Source organism: Lewinella sp. LCG006 (genome assembly GCF_040784935.1).
In the GTDB taxonomy this organism is placed as follows: Bacteria; Bacteroidota; Bacteroidia; order Chitinophagales; family Saprospiraceae; genus Lewinella.
Genome location: NZ_CP160680.1, coordinates 5,327,401 through 5,342,600, shown reverse-complemented (window position 1 = coordinate 5,342,600; position 15,200 = coordinate 5,327,401). Strand labels below are relative to the sequence as shown.

At 47.3% G+C, this 15,200-nt stretch carries 14 protein-coding genes; 5 read left to right on the top strand and 9 right to left on the bottom strand.

Annotated features, from left to right (window positions below):
• Window positions 1–11: 11 nt before the first annotated feature.
• Window positions 12–158, top strand: coding sequence for a hypothetical protein (locus tag AB0L18_RS19240; RefSeq protein ID WP_367388941.1), 147 nt, complete (start codon window positions 12–14; stop codon window positions 156–158).
• Window positions 159–465: 307 nt separating this feature from the next.
• Here AB0L18_RS19240 and AB0L18_RS19235 read toward each other — a convergent pair whose 3' ends face one another.
• The 5 genes from AB0L18_RS19235 to manA all read right to left on the bottom strand — a co-directional run bounded on the left by AB0L18_RS19235 (window position 466) and on the right by manA (window position 6,653).
• The gene (locus tag AB0L18_RS19235; RefSeq protein WP_367388940.1) at window positions 466–1,788 is read right to left on the bottom strand and encodes a hypothetical protein; all 1,323 of its coding nucleotides are present in this window, start codon (window positions 1,786–1,788) and stop codon (window positions 466–468) included.
• 112 nt (window positions 1,789–1,900) lie between these two features.
• The gene (locus tag AB0L18_RS19230) at window positions 1,901–2,776 is read right to left on the bottom strand and encodes an AAA family ATPase (protein WP_367388939.1); all 876 of its coding nucleotides are present in this window, start codon (window positions 2,774–2,776) and stop codon (window positions 1,901–1,903) included.
• 24 nt (window positions 2,777–2,800) lie between these two features.
• A complete protein-coding gene (locus AB0L18_RS19225; protein WP_367388938.1) occupies window positions 2,801–3,967 on the bottom strand; it encodes a hypothetical protein in 1,167 nt (388 codons plus the stop codon).
• 105 nt (window positions 3,968–4,072) lie between these two features.
• Window positions 4,073–5,374, bottom strand: a complete 1,302-nt coding sequence (locus tag AB0L18_RS19220) for an ATP-binding protein (RefSeq protein ID WP_367388937.1) — start codon at window positions 5,372–5,374, stop codon at window positions 4,073–4,075.
• Between the two features lie 70 nt (window positions 5,375–5,444).
• Window positions 5,445–6,653, bottom strand: a complete 1,209-nt coding sequence (gene manA, locus AB0L18_RS19215) for a mannose-6-phosphate isomerase, class I (RefSeq protein WP_367388936.1) — start codon at window positions 6,651–6,653, stop codon at window positions 5,445–5,447.
• A 106-nt stretch (window positions 6,654–6,759) separates the two neighbouring features.
• Between manA and AB0L18_RS19210 the strand changes: the two genes are divergently transcribed.
• The 4 genes from AB0L18_RS19210 to AB0L18_RS19195 all read left to right on the top strand — a co-directional run bounded on the left by AB0L18_RS19210 (window position 6,760) and on the right by AB0L18_RS19195 (window position 11,627).
• On the top strand, window positions 6,760–7,767 hold the full coding sequence (locus AB0L18_RS19210) for a CHAT domain-containing protein (protein ID WP_367388935.1): 1,008 nt from the start codon (window positions 6,760–6,762) through the stop codon (window positions 7,765–7,767).
• A gap of 145 nt (window positions 7,768–7,912) precedes the next feature.
• Complete coding sequence (gene uvrC, locus AB0L18_RS19205; protein WP_367388934.1) at window positions 7,913–9,718, top strand: excinuclease ABC subunit UvrC; 1,806 nt, start codon at window positions 7,913–7,915, stop codon at window positions 9,716–9,718.
• Window positions 9,719–9,762: 44 nt separating this feature from the next.
• A complete protein-coding gene (locus AB0L18_RS19200; RefSeq protein ID WP_367388933.1) occupies window positions 9,763–10,527 on the top strand; it encodes a hypothetical protein in 765 nt (254 codons plus the stop codon).
• 2 nt (window positions 10,528–10,529) lie between these two features.
• Window positions 10,530–11,627 (top strand): hypothetical protein, encoded by a 1,098-nt coding sequence (locus AB0L18_RS19195; RefSeq protein WP_367388932.1) that lies wholly within the window; start codon window positions 10,530–10,532, stop codon window positions 11,625–11,627.
• Between the two features lie 49 nt (window positions 11,628–11,676).
• Here the strand turns inward: AB0L18_RS19195 and AB0L18_RS19190 are convergent, their stop codons facing one another.
• The 4 genes from AB0L18_RS19190 to AB0L18_RS19175 form a co-directional block, all read right to left on the bottom strand.
• On the bottom strand, window positions 11,677–12,057 hold the full coding sequence (locus AB0L18_RS19190) for a (deoxy)nucleoside triphosphate pyrophosphohydrolase (RefSeq protein ID WP_367388931.1): 381 nt from the start codon (window positions 12,055–12,057) through the stop codon (window positions 11,677–11,679).
• A 5-nt stretch (window positions 12,058–12,062) separates the two neighbouring features.
• A complete protein-coding gene (locus AB0L18_RS19185) occupies window positions 12,063–12,455 on the bottom strand; it encodes a hypothetical protein (RefSeq protein ID WP_367388930.1) in 393 nt (130 codons plus the stop codon).
• A gap of 115 nt (window positions 12,456–12,570) precedes the next feature.
• Window positions 12,571–13,776 carry a saccharopine dehydrogenase family protein gene (locus tag AB0L18_RS19180; RefSeq protein WP_367388929.1) on the bottom strand — a complete coding sequence of 402 codons (1,206 nt, stop codon included), beginning with the start codon at window positions 13,774–13,776 and terminating at the stop codon, window positions 12,571–12,573.
• A 109-nt stretch (window positions 13,777–13,885) separates the two neighbouring features.
• The gene (locus AB0L18_RS19175; RefSeq protein ID WP_367388928.1) at window positions 13,886–15,199 is read right to left on the bottom strand and encodes a lipopolysaccharide biosynthesis protein; all 1,314 of its coding nucleotides are present in this window, start codon (window positions 15,197–15,199) and stop codon (window positions 13,886–13,888) included.
• Window position 15,200 lies beyond the last annotated feature (1 nt).

Genomic DNA, 15,200 nt, shown 5'->3' with positions numbered 1-15,200 from the left:
TAAGTACTCATATGACAAATATAAGCGCACTTAGTTTAAAAAACAAACTAAGTGGAGAAATATTTCAATTTATCCTGTTAGAAGTTGGGCTTGCCGGCCTGTGTGCTGGTGGAGCGACCAGCGGAACACCTTTTGCTTTTTCTAGGGAAAATTCATGAATTCGCCTTAGATCACCCCCATTACAAGGATGGCATGGTATGGTTAATTTGACCGTTGGAGGCGACTCTTGGGAGAGGAAGCGGTAGAACCAATACAACTATGGTCAGCAGGGCATCATCCCCGATGCTGCGAATCGACCCCGTCAGCGGGTAGCCCACCTCCGACCCTAGCGGGCCACCTCCGCCCAAGCGGAGGACATGGGCGGGCCGTGGCCCGGGGAAATCCAGTCATAAGGCCTAGCCTAAAGCTCGGCGCATACCGATCTTCCATCGGTAGAGCACAACATAGCGAATGGCCCCAAAATAGCTACATCTTCTTAGAATTGAGGTAAAGAACAGCCTTCTCTAAGCCGCCTACCGTGAGGGGGTACATGGGGAAAAAGCTTTTGATGATGCTGACCGTGAAGGCGTACTCCCAGTAGCGCTCGCGAAGAGGGTTGAGCCAGACGGCGCGAGGAAAACGTGCGTGGATGGCCTGCCAATGGGCGATACTTGCCTGAGACAACTCATAAGGGGCCATGTCGGCATCACCGATCACAAAAACTTGGTAATCCTTGGCGTTGGCGAGTATCTGGTCGATGGGTTCGAAGTTGCGACGGGCCGGATCGGTATATGCTCCGCCGTAAATGGTGTTGTGGAAGTAGTAGGTTTTGAGATCGTGAGCGAAGCGGCGTTTCATTTTAGAGAACAGCTTGAGGATCATCCGCACGTACGGGGTCATGGAGCGGCCACCGTTGTCGACCATGAGGATGGCTTGTAGTTTTTGCTCTTTTTTATCTTTTTGCACAGGTAAGAATAATCCTCCCTGGCGTACGCCTTCCCTTACCGTTTCGGGGATATCAAGAATGCTTTGGGCAGATTCTTCTTCGATGCCTTTCAAAAAAGAAAGGGCTACATCAATGTTGTCGTCTTGCAGGGGCATTTTGCGATCGACGGGGTAATATTGGCGGTCACCGATGACCTTGCGAGCCATCTTACCGCCTCCGGGGCCACCCAGGCGAATACCTCCGGCCGCAGCACCACCATGACCGTAAGGCGACATGCCCCCCTGCCCTATCCAATGGCTACCGCCGCGATGGCGGGTTTTCTGTTGCTCCGCGATCTGGCGCATTCTTTCGAGCAGCTCCTCCAGGGACATATTGCTATAATCAGCTCCTTGCTGAATAGGGCTATCATCAGTATCGGCCATGCCTTCTTCGTCTGCAAGGTCATCAGTATCGGCCAAGTCAGGATTGTCTTCGCGAAAAATAGCTTCCCCATCGAGCATTTGTTGAATATCATAACTGCTCAGATGAATCTCATTGAGGAAACGATCTACCAAGTCTTCGTCGGTTGCTTCGTCCAGTAAGTCTTCTCTTTCCAGCCACTCCTGGTAAACGCGTGAGCGTTGGATGGCCTGCTCCAGTTTTTCTCCCGGCAAGAAATCAATGGTTAAAAAATACTGGTAAAACGCTTCGGAGAAAGGGCCATAATCCTTGGGATCATTGGTCACCAAACCTTTAAGCACCAGGTACAAATCGCCCAAGGTGCGCACCAGTCCTCGTTCCAGGCTTTTGCGCAGAAGCAAGAGCGTACGCACATCCGCCTGTAGGCCGTGCTCGCGAAAGGTATGTGGGAGGGTGGAGAACATAAGATAGTTTAAAAGGTTGGGTGCGTGTAAGGGTGTAAAGGTTAAGGTGTTCGGTAGGAGCAAAAAAAAACTTTTACACTTTTACACACTTACACTTTTACACCAGAAAAAATCACTTTCCATACAGCCGCAAAACCTTCTCCATATCTTTCTGGTTTTTTACCAAAACGCCCATGCCGTTGCGCTCTTGAATTCGGGACTGCGCTTCTTCGGGAGCGAACGCTTGGAGGTATTTGATCCAGTTGAGAAGTTCACGGGTGGAGGGTGCTCGTTCGAGGCCCATCTCACGGAGTTGGTAAAAAAGGTCCAGACAACTGTCTAGCAAGCGAGGTTCTAATTTGGCAAAGTGCTTGGCAATGATTTGACGCATGGTAGCGGGTTCCGGAAAACGTATATAGTGATAAATACAACGCCCTTTGAAGGCGGTGGGCAGCTCCTGTTCGCGGTTACTGGTGATGACGACGGCAGGCATATCTGTTTCGGATACCTCGATGGTGCGACCTGATTCCGGGAGAATGAATGCACGATGACTGAGGGCATAGAGCAGATCATTAGGGAATTCGCGGGGAGCTTTGTCGATTTCATCAATCAACAAAACTGAATTCGGCTTGAGATAAGCTTTCGCTCCCGGGCCAAGTTGTACGTAATCATCGAGATTTTCAGTCATACGTCCGCTGCTACTTAGCGGCTCAAGGCCTTTTTCTTCGCGTTGCGCGTTGAGTACTTCCACCTGGGAATCGCGTAAATAGCGGACGTGGTCAAAATTGGCGACGAATTGCTCGACTGTACTTTTGGAACCCACAGGAAACACAAACAGTTCCAAGCCCTGGTCTTTGGCGTATTGCAATGGCAATTCAGTCTTGCCTGTTCCGGGTTCCCCTTCAATCAGCAAGGGCATGCCCAATACTCGGGACATGTGGAAAGCCTGGGCCAGTTCTGCATCACACAAATAATTATCAGATCCTGTCCATAAGGAAGTCAGTGCCATAGCGTTCAGGTAAATTAAAAAGTCCTAAAATTGTCTTTGCAAAAGTAGCTCCCAGCGCCGCCATTCTCCAATATAGAGAGCATTATCCTGATTAAAAAACAAACTCCGCCCTCCTCCGGACAAGTCGCCGTAATCGAGATCGACAAACATGCCGTCATGAGAGACTTGCAGACAAGCAGCCCATTTCTCATTGAGCTTAGCCCGTAATCCGTAGGCCCCGTAGATACCGAAACTGGTCTTCATTCCACCTTTTATGCTACTTACAATAGGATAGCCTGGACTTTGAGGCTCTCCCTCTTCCAAAACAGCATAACGCTGGTGAGAGAAAGGAAAAACAACCCCCAAACCAAGTTCCCCATAGGGAGAAACCCTGGCATTAGGAAAAGGTTCTAACTTGGCACCTATATTGGTTTGCAGGGCAGACATCTCCCATTCTTGCTCGTAGGTTCCATTCAAGGGGCCAAGGGTCAGTTTGGATTTTTGGTGATAGTAGTAAGGTTGCAGGCCCGCTGTCAGATAAAAACCATTGAACAGGCGCCGGATATTGCGTTCGACCGCAAACCGGGCACCCCAGTAGGCTCCTTTATTTTCTGCGGGACTGATCAGACTCAAGGGCGTTATCACGCCGAAATTAAATCTCCACTTAATGGGTTTCCCCAACAAAGAATACCTCAGCGCAGTTGGCCCCAAGCAGTGGTTGATGTCTTCCGCCGCTAATAGCAGCTTATAAGACGTTGTCTTGTCATTGGGCTTCTGGGCAAGCTCTGGGCATTCCTCCCCCATGAGCTTATCCATTTGGGGTAAAAAGCCATACTGATTGACCTGGACATATTGCGTAGCTGATTGGATTTGCCAATCAAAAGTTCCCTTGGGAGCAATGGCATGATAAAGGCTCAATTGGCCACCAATCACTTGCTGATACATGGTGCTGGCACCCATGGAATACTCCTTACGAATATATAGCGTGTCGCCGCTGGTCACCAACCAATCTAAATTTTCTCCTTCCTGTGGAATGCCGTCCGAAGAAAGGTACCTGATGTGCCAAGGTTTGGTCAGCATTCTTTTTGGAACTACGACCGTTCCACTATCTACATTTCCGTCAAGGGTTTTCCAATAGGCTGGCTGCCAGGTTTGAGCAGGAGCCAAGGCACTCAGCAACAGGAGAAATAGTAGTAAGAACCAGGAGTTCATGTTTTCCATCGTTTTTTCTTTCCCAAACTTAATATTAAGTAAAAAGACGGAAATAACTGCCTCCATTTTTAATCCGCCACTAAGCAGCAAATGAACGCCGTAATGTTATTCATTTGGAAAAGCACAAAAGAAGCTGGCACCTTCTCCGGGTTTACTCGTTGCCCAAAAGCGCCCTTGGTGCAATTCCATGACCTGTCGAACGATGGAAAGGCCAATGCCCGTGCCACTAAATTCATTGCCATGGAGCCGCGTGAAAGGCTTGCCAAGTTCCGTACTAAAATCCTGATCGAAGCCGACACCATTGTCTTTGACTTCGATAACGGTTTCTGTACCCGATTTCCAGGATTTGATCTGAATAAGTGGTGCCGACTCCTTCTGAGAAAACTTTATCGCGTTGCTCACCAGGTTTTGTAAGATATGCCAAAGTAGTTTTTCGTCGGCAGCCAAAGTAGGTTCTTCCAGATGGTATTCTATCTGAAATTTATCTTTTGCATCCAAAGAAGCAGTAATTTCAGTGACGATCTGCTCACATAAAGCTAAGAAATCTATCCTGTTTTTCACGATGGGATCCTTGCCTATTTTTGAATAGGTGAGCAAGTCGCTTACGACCATTTGACCTCTTTTGAGGTAATGACGAGCGAGATCAAGATATTCTTGCGTGTCTTCAGGAATTCGGCCTTTGCTGCGCTGTTCGTATAAATCGAGGAAGGATCGTACGCTACGAAGCGGACTTTGGAGGTCATGAGACATTGCCCGGGTAAAGGTCATCATGTTTTCATTGGCAAGTTGTAAGTCTTCGGCTTGTATTTTGATGGTATCTCGGCTGTCCTCCAGCGCATACACACTAAAAGCACGATCGCGATCGTACCTGGCCTGGCTGATCATCAGTACAATCGCTAAAATGCCTGCCATCAGCATGGACATGATAAAACCGATACCGCTCGTCGTATCACTAAAAAAATAGCAAACCAATAAAGTCACCACCAATATTATTCCCCCAAATAAACTAATGTACCGACGCCCGCCAAAAGCAATCATGGCAATTAAGACCCAAACAGAGATATAACCTGTGGTCACCGCAAACAACTGACGATCGGAAGATGCTGGATCAATAAAAATTTGCGCCGCAATAATGGACATCATGGTTATGATCAGCAACATCATCAAGCTATAAAAAGGAATCACTTTTTCTCGAAAAGCACTAATAAAACGGGAAGACAAAAAAAGAACGGGGCCAGCCAAACCGAGAAGCCGCCAGGGCAAGGTATTCTCCAGTTTCAGGTCATATAGGTCACCAAAATAAAAAACAATGATAAATACGATGGCTATCAAAGCTATATACCTACCCCAGCGCAGGGTTTTCTGGGCTAACTCTAGCTGGTAACGTTGCTGATAGTCAGTTGTCATGCTGGTACTCTACAAAGGGGTGGTTGATAAAGGTAAGAATAAAATAGATACATAACCAATCAAGGTTAGATCATATATTCATATCCTGACTTACTCCCGCAACAAAAAATCGCAGGTTTTGTTCCCCTTTATTCTCGCAACTTAATTTTTGATTGGCAGGAATAAAGGCAGCCTCCCCTCCTCGGTAATCCTGGCCGTTGAGATTGGCCTCACCATTGAGAATCAATAGAATCCGCGGCCCCTCTTCGCTAGTAGAGAAGGTTTCACCGGGAAGCATTTGGTACTGTTTTAATGTAAAATCTGGCACGGGTACGGGATAATCGAGCACATTATGATCACTTACTTCACCACGTAAAATTTGGGGACTAACTGCCGAAAAATTAATATTATCAAGCAATTCTGGTACATCAATGTGCTTTGGAGTGAGTCCACCGCGTAGTACATTATCACTATTGGCCATCAATTCCACGTTGACGCCTCGCAGATAAGCATGCGGGATACCAGCAGCCTGAAAAATCCCTTCTCCTGCCACCAAGTGAACCAGATTGAACCAGTAGATAGAAAAAACCCCGCGATCATGATGACCTGCTGTACTGTATTGCAAGAAAGCCTGCCAAGCCCAATAATCAGGATGGCTAGGCACTAGCGCTCCTTGTCTTTCTTTCAAGTTTTGGTACAGTGGATCAAGCCACGAAAAGACCTCCTCCTCCGTTGCGGTCATCACTCTTTCGTACAAGCCGGGTACACCTTTATTGGTTAATACTGATGCTAAATCCGCCCAAGCAGAAATTTCCTGCAAAGATTGCTCAATAACCGCCTTGGTCTGAAAACCATGTAGGAGCCAAAAGTCGGTCAGGGCAACCATGACCTCAGGTTTGTGGTTTTTGTCTTTGTAATTTCGGTGATCCGCTAAAAGGGGGATGCCTGCAGCTTCCTCCTTCGCGAAACGCTCTTCGGCGACCTCTCGTGTTGGATGCAGCTGAATAGAAAGCATCTCTTTGACATCGAGAATTTTGAATAGGAAAGGTAATTCTCCAAAAACACGGGCGACCTTTTCGCCCAAAAGCGCAGGGTTTCCCCGCAAAACTTCGGCCAGACTTTGAGGGCCTTGTTCAGTGGCTACCATTGCGGTCCCCTTGGGATGCACACCCAGCCAATATTCCGCCCAGGGTTTGCCTTCTTTGTTGGATTCAAGTAACAAGTTGGGTAAAAAATCCGTACCACCCCATTGATAATGCTGTACTACACCTTGAAGTTTGTAAATGCCTTCCAATTTCATCGTTTCAATTATGTATTTTCGTAAAAATAGAGAAAGTCAAGTGGAGATACTTGAAAAAAAGAGAAATCTTGGTATCATTGTTTCCCAGCCCATAGAAAGAATATAAATGACGATACAGGAAATAAGAGGTTTACTGAGCAACGCTAAACTAGGGCGTGCCATTAACGCTGCGGCGCAATTGCCAGAAGTGATCAATGATACTGACTACAGTACGACGATTACGATATTCCAAAGCAGGTATAACTCCAATAAAAAGAACAAAATGATCGGCATCATTGATGACGATGATTTTCGCAAAGAAGAAGCACAACTGACCCACAGCTTGCTCGGTTTTTTAACGGATCTCAGTGAGCAAAATGATTCACCAACGCCTACACCAACACCCGTAACAGGTCCAGCACCTAACCCTCAGGTACCCGCTGCTTCCGCTGCCGGCACAGATGGTATCACCAAAATTTTATTCCTGGCCTCCAACCCTTCCGATACGGCAAAATTGCAGCTCACCACCGAGCATAGTCGCGTTTCCGCTCGGCTACAAGAAGCCCTGGAACCCGAAAAATTCCCGCTGAAATTTCGACAAGCGGTGACGCCTTCTGAATTTGCCGAGTACCTCTTTCTGGAGAAACCCGACATCGTACATTTTTCTGGACACGGTGACCGCAAAGCTCCCGAAGTACAAAACATGATCAGAGAAAGTCGTGCTGGCAGGCAGGACACCACGACCTCTGCGGCAAAGCAAGAGGAGGAATCTGGAATTTTTCTATTAGACGAAGACAAGCGTCACGCTCATTTTGTCAATACGACTTTTCTGAAGCGTACATTCAAGTCCATCGTACAACGCCAGAACATCCCCATCAAAGTAGTCGTCTTTAATGCCTGTCATTCCAGCCAGCAAGCCGAAGCGATCTCCAAGATTGTACCTTACGTGGTAGGCACCAGCTGGAGTGTTGGTGACCAGGCCGCTACGGCTTTCGCTTCAGGTTTCTATTTCGGTATTGCCCAAGGCATGGACATTGAGGGGGCTGTGGATTTCGGTATCAACCAGGCCCTGGCCTTCAATGAGCCAGAAGATCGCTTCTTGCTTTATAAGGATGGGGTGAAGGTGGATTGGTAGATTATGGTGTAAAAGTGTAAGGGTGTAAAAGTGTAAGGGTTTTCTCGGTGCTTCTCAACTTTTTCCCAATCATTTGTTTTATTATTGATGCCGCATATTGCGTAATTCGTTTTTGTGCTGTTCCTAAATACATTCTGCCAGATCAATGACCACTGCTGACTACCAAGCTATTGCTGACACCATCCCCAAACAACCGGGGGTTTATCGCTTTATTGATAGTGAAAACAATATCCTTTACGTAGGGAAGGCCAAGAGCTTGCGAAGTAGAACAGCCGATTATTTTGGGGATCGAAAAGACCGGATTCATCGTACCCGAATCATGGTTAAGAATGCTTTTCGGCTGGAATTCACTGTGGTAGAAACGGAGACTGACGCACTGCTGCTCGAGAGTGCCCTCATCAAACAGTACCAGCCACGCTACAATGTAATGCTTAAGGACGGCAAGACCTACAGCTACATCTGTATCAAAAAAGAGCGCTTCCCCAGGGTGTTTTTTACTCGAACGGTGATCCGCGATGGCAGTACTTACTTTGGGCCTTATACCAGTAAGGGGAAGATCAACATCATCTTCGACCTCATCAAGCAGTTGTTTCCTTTGCGGACCTGCACGTTTAACCTCAGTGAGAAGAACATTGAGGATGGTAAAATAAAAGTGTGCCTGGAATACCACATCAAAAATTGCATGGGGCCTTGTGAAGGACTAGAATCCGAAGCCGAATACAATGAGAAGATTGACCAAATTAAAAACATCCTTAAAGGCAATTTCGGGCCTGTAAAACAGCACTTTACGGATAAAATGCAAGAGCACGCTGAAAACCTGGAGTTCGAGGCTGCTCAAAAACTAAAGGAACGCCTCACTGCTTTTGAAGACTACCAGGCGAAAAGCACTGTGGTGAGCACCACCATCCGCGATGTAGATGTATTTAGTCTCGCTATTGATGATAAAGAAGCTTATGTCAATTACCTCAAGGTAGTGAATGGCGCCATCATCCATACGCATACCCAGGAGTTGATCCCCAACCTGGATGACGAAGAGGAGGATTTGCTCCAATACGTTATTCCCCGTTTGCGGGAACGTTTCAATAGCATTGCTACGGAAATTATCCTGAGCCGTGAAATTGAATTGCCAGAGACCGAAGCGACCGTAGTTGTGCCAAAAATTGGCGATAAGAAAAAGCTGTTGGATCTTAGTGAGAAAAACGTCAATTACTACCTGCTGCAAAAACGCAAGCAAGCAGCTACCTACGCCACCAAACAAACCCCAACGGAAAGGATCTTGAAAACCATGCAGGAAGACCTGCAAATGGATAAAGTGCCCTTACACCTGGAGTGTTTTGATAACTCCAACATCCAGGGGACTAACCCCGTGGCGGCCTGTGTCGTGTTCAAAAATGGTAAACCCAGTAAAAAAGATTACCGCAAATTCAACATCAAAACCGTCGTGGGGCCCGATGATTTTGCGAGCATGGAAGAAGTGGTCTATCGGCGTTACAAGCGCCTGCTAGACGAGGAGCAGCCCCTCCCCCAGTTGGTTATCATCGACGGTGGTAAAGGGCAGTTGAGTTCGGCCATGAAGAGCATTACAAAGTTGGGTTTGGAAAACAAAATCACCGTCGTGGGTATCGCTAAAAAGTTGGAAGAAATTTTCTTCCCCAACGACTCGGTCCCACTGCTGATCAACAAAAAATCAGAAAGCCTCAAAGTTATCCAGCATGCTCGTAATGAAGCACACCGCTTTGCGATCACCTTCCATCGCGACAAGCGCTCGCAAAATTTCACCAAAAGCGGCTTGACCAATATTCCCGGTATCGGTGAAAAAACCGCAGAGAAATTGCTTACTCATTTTGGGTCTTTGAAGAAAATTCAGGAAGCCCGCGCCTCCGAGATTGCCGATGTGACCAACATGAGCGTGGCGAAGAAATTGTTGGATCATTGGAAAGAAAATAACTGATTATTGGTAGATTTAGAGTTTCTAAATGAAACCTAACACTCATCATGCAAACCTTTAACCGCTTACTGTTTCTACTGACATTGACTGCCACTTTTAGTTGTTCTCCCCGTTTATTGACTAAGGATTACGATGAAGTAAAAATCCAACAAGTCTATGCTGAAGTCATTGGTGATGCTGCCAAGCCTCAACCTTGGGACATCTCTCAATCGCTCACGCAGGTTACCCCAGCCAATCCAGATCTCGTGCGCAAGACCATTGCCGGCCAAGAATACATCTTGGTAGCTACCTGGCAAAATGACACGACTTATTACAAAACAAATCCTTCTACCGGCTTTTACAATACAGGAAATTATCCCATCTGGGTTACGCTTGCTCCTCAGCTCCAGCAAAAGTGCCAGTCGCCAGCCTTTGGCCGGAGAGAAGGTCTGGATCTCCGACTGAAGCAATTATTGGGCTTACCTCCAGATACAAAAAAGCAGTATTTCGTTGAGTTTTGGGTTCAACCCAAAGACCTGTTCCGCCCGTGTCCCGACCCGGAAATTACTGACCGCGCTTGTGAATTAGCTTTTCCTGCTGACGTCACTGAAGAACATAAAGATTGGATCAATGACCTTCGTTTGGCATCTTACTACAACCCAGAGTGGAACAAGAACTATCCCTGGACAGAGCTCGGCTACACCTACGATTGGAATCGAAGAAACAAAACCAATGTAGGCTTGAGTGAATTTGTCATTCAGAAAAACAGCAATCTCGTGATTCATCATATTAGCACTACGCAAGACTATTGCTCCATGTATCAAACCCGTTGAACATGAAAAGATTATTGATAGGTACCCTATTCTCCTGTTTCACTACCCTATGTGTGGCGCAGCAGACCATCGAAATAACCGATCAGACCCTGAAAATAAGTGGTGAAGAATACCTTTACTTTGGGTTTACCGCTGGCGACGAGGTGGTATTTTCCTTGGAGGAAGTCAATGGCAAGGAACTGAGAGAGGTGGAAATTCTACGTTACCCCGATCAGGTAGTTTACTCAAATCTTCAGGTCAGTAAGACCCAAAAACGCATACAGATAATGGAGGAGGGTGTCTACCAATTTCGTTTGAAACACAGCGGATTGGGGAGCCGTATGTGTCACCTGTCGATAGGTAGAATTCCGGCAGCGGGTAAAACCAACTTCAACACCGCTGTAAAGTGGGTGGAACAATCAAGCACGGAAGCGAGCATCATTGGCTATGAGACCAAACAAGTTGCTTGTAGTCGCCGAGTCGTAGCTGATATCGACACCACTATAGAGACTATCCTCAACCGAACCGAGCGGATACACTCCTCCACCAATCTCAATGGCAACACCAACAGTATCCGTTTCTCGATTCCCGAAGCGGTATACGAGCCCAATATTCATCTGCCTTACAAGGCTACCGAAACCGTCTCCTGGGCTTACGCCATCTCTACGGGCACCACTGGTGATGCCTGGTATAAGAGTGCCAACACCAAGGCGGCCGCTAGCAATGTCACCAAAGCTATGATTTCTACAGGATTCATTTCTTCTGGATACGGTGCCCTGGCCCTGCTCGCCATTGAGGGTGTGAGTATGTTTTCCTCTCCACCAGTAGCGGGCGACAACATCCTTTTCACCATCACCAACGATGCATCCAAGCGCCCTGTTGCCGAAGGCAATAGTGTTACCGCATTTGGGAAAATGACACAACACCTCAGCGGCAATTATACCCTCCAACTCACGAACGACAACATGATAGAAGCAATTAATGTCGACGTGAAGATCATCGCCGTCCTCGTCACTACCACCTATCGGGATGAAGAATATTTGGAAACGCAGTTTATTCCGATTAAGGAACAGCCTACGGTAAAGCCGGAAAAGGTATTGGTGCCGGTAATTGGAGGGTGAGACGTGGTTGATTGATAAAACGCTTACATAATTTCTAATCAAAAAACATTTATAACAGCTCCTCCACCAACCCCACATCCGCTGGCGACAACTTCCAATCGAGTAATTCCTCCGGCGCTACCCACGCAAAGGCATCATGATCTGTGAGGACGAATTGATCGGCTTGAAGGGTGCAGACGTAAGCAATCAGTTCTATCTTAAAATCAGGGTAATCATACATAGAGGTGCCGAAATAGTGTTCGACATTTACCTGCATCGTTAATTCTTCGTGGAGTTCTCGCAGCAGTGCCGCTTCTGGATTTTCGTGGAGTTCTACTTTACCGCCGGGAAATTCCCAATAGCCGCCCAGGGATTTTTCCGGTTTTCTTCGGCAAAGGAATATCTTGTTCTCTTTGTAAATAATACCGCATACCACTTTGATTACTTTCATTGCTCCTACCCTTCCAGGTTCTCCAACCCTATCTCGGCAATCCGTAGGTTGGCATAAGTTGCGATATCTTCCGCTTCCTCCTTTAGCTTTCGCTTGATTTTGAGGGAAATCATTCCATCTTTAGCAGCGGGAAAACGCGATAAAACCCCCAAACGTTTAACTTTGATTTCTAACCTAGATGTAAAAAGGGTACGTACATAGGTCAAATTTGACAAGTCAGCATAGGCAATCTCCAGCTGTTTTGGCCCAGATTTCAGGGCTCCCAAAAAGCTATCCTTCACCTCAAACTCTAGTTCTAAATGGTCACGCTCAATATGCAGCATACCACTCACCTCCGCGAAACCATGGTAAGCGCCATCCGTTTTGAAGGGCAAAGTCTTTTCGAAAGGTTGCATCATAATATTGATTCTCCGCTGTTCAATAGCAGACAGCCAAAGATAGGAAAACTAATGCAGCAGGGGTGTTGTGTTGCAAACACCCCTGCTGATACAGGCCCTACCGGCATTGCCGGCTTTATAGCTCTAAATCCACATTGTGCTCCTCGTGCCAAGGCAGGCCGTGATTGCCCAAGACTTCCAGGAATGGATCGGGATTGAACTCTTCTACGTTCTTCACCCCTACACCGCTCCATTTGCCGGTCAGTATCATCATAGCACCTGTCATGGCGGGCACGCCAGTGGTATAGCTCACACCTTGTGCACCTGTCTCCTTGTAGGCCGCTTCGTGGCTACAATTGTTCCAGATATAGTAGGTTTTCTCTTTGCCATCTTTGATACCGCGGATTCGGCAACCAATGCTGGTCTGCCCCGTGTAGTTTTCACCCAGATCACCAGGGTCTGGCAATACCGACTTTAGGAATTCCAGCGGAATGATCTCCACTCCTTTATGCATCACTGGCTCAATACCAGCCATGCCAATGTTCTGAATAACACGCAAGTGCGTCAGGTATTCATCCCCAAAGGTCATCCAGAAACGGGCCCGCTTGAGGGTTGGGAAGTTTTTCACCAATGATTCCAACTCCTCGTGGTAGATAAGGTAGGAGTTCTTTGGTCCTACATCTGGGTAGTTGAGCACCTTCATGATCTCGTGTGGCTCGGTTTCTACCCATTGGCCATTCTCCCAGTAGCGACCTTTTTGCGTTACTTCCCGGATGTTGATCTCAGGGTTAAAGTTGGTGGCAAAAGCCTTACCGTGATCCCCCGCATTCGCATCCACGATGTCGAGGTAGTGAATTTCATCAAAGAAATGCTTGGCAGCACGGGCAGTAAAAATGCTGGTCACACCGGGGTCAAAACCACAACCTAATACTGCCAGCAGTCCAGCCTCACGGAAGCGATCCTGGTAAGCCCATTGCCAGCTGTACTCAAATTTGGCTTCGTCTTTAGGCTCGTAATTTGCCGTATCAAGGTAATGCACGCCTGCTTCAAGACAAGCATCCATGATGGTCAGGTCCTGATAAGGAAGCGCCACATGCACCACCAATTTGGGACCGTAAGAACGGATAAGTGCTACCAATTCCGGCACATTCTCGGCGTCTACTGCCGCAGTTTCAATATTGGTATATCCCAATTGTTGCCGAATATCTTCCGCGATCACATCGCATTTGGATTTGGTGCGGCTAGCCAGCATAATTCCTGAAAAAACGTCCGGATGTTGAGCACATTTGATGGTCGTCACCCGACCTACTCCTCCGGCACCGATAATGAGTACTTTAGACATGTATCTTGTTCTGTTTGATGAGTTACATTGAGCTACAAAACTACAAATTTTCCTGCGGCTTCAACAGGAAATACCCGTTAGGCGTAGATTGTATCTACATCACGGCACACTACCCCAACAACAAATACCCCAACAACAACAGTATGCTATAAAACAACCACCATTTCCAGGGCGTGTAAACCATCCACGAAAGTCCATACTTCTTTTGCACATAAAGCACCAGAAGTACCTTCTCTGCGCCAAAAGCCAACACTGCCGCCAACGCTACGCCATTTAAGCCTAATATCGGCACCAGCAAGAACCCCAGCAGTAATTGGAAGCAAAAACTCCCGACAGCGAAGAGAGGAATCCAACGCGTATCTTGCTTGGCCACCAATACGGTGCGCGCAAAAAGCAAATGTGCAGAAGTAAGCAATAAAAAGGTACGAAACAGGGGAACACTATCCTGGTAGTCTGAAGAAAAGACCCAGGGAAACCACCAATGCGCCGTCAGCAAGAGCAAAATCGTTAACGGAAAGAGCAAGTGGTAAAGTTGGGTCGTCTCTTGTCGCAGGTCTTTCAGACCATTATCCAAGTGCTGCGCAATGGCTGGAATCAGTGCACTCCCCAAGGCCCCTGCCAATGCCGAAAGTAATGGAAGTTCACGCGCTCCGTAGCGATAGAGCGCGAAGGCTTCTGTGTCTCCTGCAAAGAAGTACCCCACGAGCCAGGGCCCCAATGACTGATTGAGTCCTGCCATCAGTGCATACAAACCCAAAGGCCAGGAAATGAGCCACCAGCTTTTCAGAATCTCTTCCGACCAACGCCATGCACCATTACGAACAACATAACCAAGCAACCAACACCACTTGAGCATCCCCACCGCCGCCAAACCCCAAAAACTATACGCAAAATCGCAACCCCAAAAAGGCGGCAAGGCCACCGCAATTACCTGAGCACCAGCACTCAGCGCACCATAAATCACTAAGGCTATTTTGCGTCCTTCCAATAAGTAAAAATGTTCCTGCAGACTAGCAGTAAGGCTACTCACCAAAAAGACAACGAATAACCCCAGATATGGCAATGAAGTGCGTTGCACCAGCAGTGGCAGCAACCACTCCTGCCCCAGCAGTAATAACGAAGCCAAACCCAGTCCAACACCCGTAAAAACCAAAAAAGATTGAAAAAGCAATTGCTGCTTTTGCTGCGGAGCCAACGTAGGATAATGACTAAGCAAGCCCTGCATAAACCCTGACACCCAAAAAAAGGTAAGCAAATAGCCCAAGTAGGTAAGCATCTCGAAAGTACCCACCTGCGCTACCGACAAGGGCGCTTTGGCCAATGCTATTGCAATAAGAATGAGTGCCCCCTGCCGCATCAACTGAAAGAGCTGAAAGGCGCGAGCGTTGGTCAAACGATGCTCAATGCTACTAAGTAGGCCCAAT

Bases quoted from the DNA above. Each gene is read 5' to 3' on its own strand.
- AB0L18_RS19235 (WP_367388940.1), bottom strand. From the start codon at position 1,788: ATGTTCTCCACCCTCCCACATACCTTTCGCGAGCACGGCCTACAGGCG.
- AB0L18_RS19225 (WP_367388938.1), bottom strand. From the start codon at position 3,967: ATGAACTCCTGGTTCTTACTACTATTTCTCCTGTTGCTGAGTGCCTTG.
- AB0L18_RS19180 (WP_367388929.1), bottom strand. From the start codon at position 13,776: ATGTCTAAAGTACTCATTATCGGTGCCGGAGGAGTAGGTCGGGTGACG.
- AB0L18_RS19230 (WP_367388939.1), bottom strand. From the start codon at position 2,776: ATGGCACTGACTTCCTTATGGACAGGATCTGATAATTATTTGTGTGAT.
- AB0L18_RS19240 (WP_367388941.1), top strand. From the start codon at position 12: ATGACAAATATAAGCGCACTTAGTTTAAAAAACAAACTAAGTGGAGAA.
- AB0L18_RS19195 (WP_367388932.1), top strand. From the start codon at position 10,530: ATGAAAAGATTATTGATAGGTACCCTATTCTCCTGTTTCACTACCCTA.
- AB0L18_RS19220 (WP_367388937.1), bottom strand. From the start codon at position 5,374: ATGACAACTGACTATCAGCAACGTTACCAGCTAGAGTTAGCCCAGAAA.
- uvrC (WP_367388934.1), top strand. From the start codon at position 7,913: ATGACCACTGCTGACTACCAAGCTATTGCTGACACCATCCCCAAACAA.
- AB0L18_RS19185 (WP_367388930.1), bottom strand. From the start codon at position 12,455: ATGATGCAACCTTTCGAAAAGACTTTGCCCTTCAAAACGGATGGCGCT.
- manA (WP_367388936.1), bottom strand. From the start codon at position 6,653: ATGAAATTGGAAGGCATTTACAAACTTCAAGGTGTAGTACAGCATTAT.
- AB0L18_RS19210 (WP_367388935.1), top strand. From the start codon at position 6,760: ATGACGATACAGGAAATAAGAGGTTTACTGAGCAACGCTAAACTAGGG.
- AB0L18_RS19200 (WP_367388933.1), top strand. From the start codon at position 9,763: ATGCAAACCTTTAACCGCTTACTGTTTCTACTGACATTGACTGCCACT.
- AB0L18_RS19190 (WP_367388931.1), bottom strand. From the start codon at position 12,057: ATGAAAGTAATCAAAGTGGTATGCGGTATTATTTACAAAGAGAACAAG.